This is a genomic window from Sphingomonas populi (genome assembly GCF_004208535.1).
In the GTDB taxonomy this organism is placed as follows: Bacteria; Pseudomonadota; Alphaproteobacteria; order Sphingomonadales; family Sphingomonadaceae; genus Sphingomonas; species Sphingomonas populi.
In genome coordinates, this window is record NZ_SGIS01000137.1 from 1 (window position 1) to 1,583 (window position 1,583).

The 1,583-nt window shown below is 64.6% G+C and carries 3 protein-coding genes and 2 pseudogenes; 1 reads left to right on the forward strand and 4 read right to left on the reverse strand.

Translation table 11 applies throughout. From position 1 onward, the window contains the following. Nucleotides 1-218, forward strand: a pseudogene (locus EWE75_RS25405) (hypothetical protein); the annotation flags it as partial. A gap of 143 nt (nt 219-361) precedes the next feature. On the opposite strand, the gene EWE75_RS24505 reads toward EWE75_RS25405, so the two are convergent. The 4 genes and pseudogenes from EWE75_RS24505 to EWE75_RS24520 all read right to left on the reverse strand — a co-directional run. Continuing rightward, nucleotides 362-541, reverse strand: coding sequence for a hypothetical protein (locus EWE75_RS24505; RefSeq protein ID WP_130160623.1), 180 nt, complete (start codon nt 539-541; stop codon nt 362-364). 9 nt (nt 542-550) lie between these two features. Beyond that, the gene (locus EWE75_RS24510) at nt 551-931 is read right to left on the reverse strand and encodes a nuclear transport factor 2 family protein (RefSeq protein WP_130160624.1); all 381 of its coding nucleotides are present in this window, start codon (nt 929-931) and stop codon (nt 551-553) included. Between the two features lie 25 nt (nt 932-956). Continuing rightward, nucleotides 957-1,445, reverse strand: coding sequence for a hypothetical protein (locus EWE75_RS24515; RefSeq protein WP_130160625.1), 489 nt, complete (start codon nt 1,443-1,445; stop codon nt 957-959). A 32-nt stretch (nt 1,446-1,477) separates the two neighbouring features. Continuing rightward, a pseudogene (locus EWE75_RS24520) lies at nt 1,478-1,583 on the reverse strand (IS5/IS1182 family transposase); the annotation flags it as partial.

Below are 1,583 nucleotides of genomic sequence, written 5' to 3' on the forward strand. Positions count from 1 at the left end.
CCGGACGGTGCACCGGCGGAAGACCCGCTGTACGCAGGTGCCTCTACCTCGCCGCTCTCGCTATCGCACGCTCCAAAAAAGGCCACCTCGCACAAACCTGCCAGCGCCTCCGCGACAACGGCAAACCTGCCAAGGTCGCCCTCGTCGCAACCATGCGAAAACTCATCATCACACTCAATGCCATGCTCAAATCACAGCAAACATACCGGCCTGCATGAACACAGTTGCTCGACACGAACGGGAGGGCGCGCGCCGTACCGGCGTTCGTGTCGGGCGAAGTCGATGCCCGCCCAAGCCTCGCCGCGTGCGGTGGGTGGTCGATCGTCTCAGTGCAAACGGGTTCAGAGGGAACCGGGCCGGTTCAGCTCCGCTTCGCAACGACCGCGCGCTTGCCCTTGGTCCGGCTGGTCAGGTGGAACTGGAAGCACCGATCGCAGCGATAGGGCCTTAGCGCGACGGTGGCGCGTTCCGCGACAGTCAGCGCGGCGTCTTCCGAGCCGAAGCGTGTCTTTTTCTGGCAGACGCTGAGTCGGGTCCGCATCGTGCCCGGTCAGCCGGCGGGCGGGTTGAGCAGCACCCATAGCCGTGCGATGCGGCCGTCGGTGATCTGCGCGACATCGGCGCCGGTCACGGCGATGGGGCCGTCTTTAGGTCCGGCGTGCCAGTGCAGCGTGCCGAGGCCGTGGTGGCCGACCGCTGGGCCATCGGGGGTGAAGACGAAATCGGGGCCGAACCGTTCGAGCAGCGCGCCCGCGACGGCGGAGATCGCGGCGCGGCCTTCGACGATCGCGTCGGGTTCGTACATCACCGGCGCGTCGACATAGAGTTCCGCCAGCGCAGCCGCGCGTGCGTCGCCGTCGCGCTGGTTGAAGACGCGTTCGAGGTTCGCGCGGAGCAGATGATCGTAATCGGGTTCGGCGGCGTCCGGCATGTCGAGTCTTCCTCGGGCGGTGCGATCAGCGGTTGCGGGCGCGGCGGGCTATAACGGCTTCGGCGAAGGTTTCGAAATCGGCGCGGCTCGGCATCATCGAGCGGACCACCGAATGCTTGCCGTCGCTGTGGCGGATGATGAGGAATTTTTGCGACTGGACCTGCTGGATGCGCAGATCGGTGATGCTCGCGAACGGGATCGTCACCGTGTCGCTCGACCAGCGGCCCGCTGGCACGGTGACGCCGGTGGAATCGACCATCACCTCGCGCGGTTCGCGCAGCGACATGACGATACCGAACAGGCTGGCGACCACGAACCCGATACTGAGCGCACACATCACCCAGTAAAAGATCGACGCCTGGTCGGTGTCGAGCGATATCAGCCCGTTGATGAGCACGCCGCGATCATTGTCGCGTGCCATATAGCCCAGCACCACCGCGCAAAGGGCGAAGAACAGTCCCGCCAGCGCCATCACCCAGGTCTTGGGGCGATACGGATAGCGAAGCGTTTCCATCGTCTCGCCCTTAGGGCGTGGTGACGATTTAACTATCTCAGCCATATAGCGATGGCTGCGAGTTTGACGAAGCCCATGAAGTTGGCGAGCAGCTTGTCGTATCGGGTTGCCACCCGTCGGAACTGCTTGAGTTTGGCG

Bases quoted from the DNA above. Each gene is read 5' to 3' on its own strand.
- EWE75_RS24505 (WP_130160623.1), bottom strand. From the start codon at position 541: ATGCGGACCCGACTCAGCGTCTGCCAGAAAAAGACACGCTTCGGCTCG.
- EWE75_RS24510 (WP_130160624.1), bottom strand. From the start codon at position 931: ATGCCGGACGCCGCCGAACCCGATTACGATCATCTGCTCCGCGCGAAC.
- EWE75_RS24515 (WP_130160625.1), bottom strand. From the start codon at position 1,445: ATGGAAACGCTTCGCTATCCGTATCGCCCCAAGACCTGGGTGATGGCG.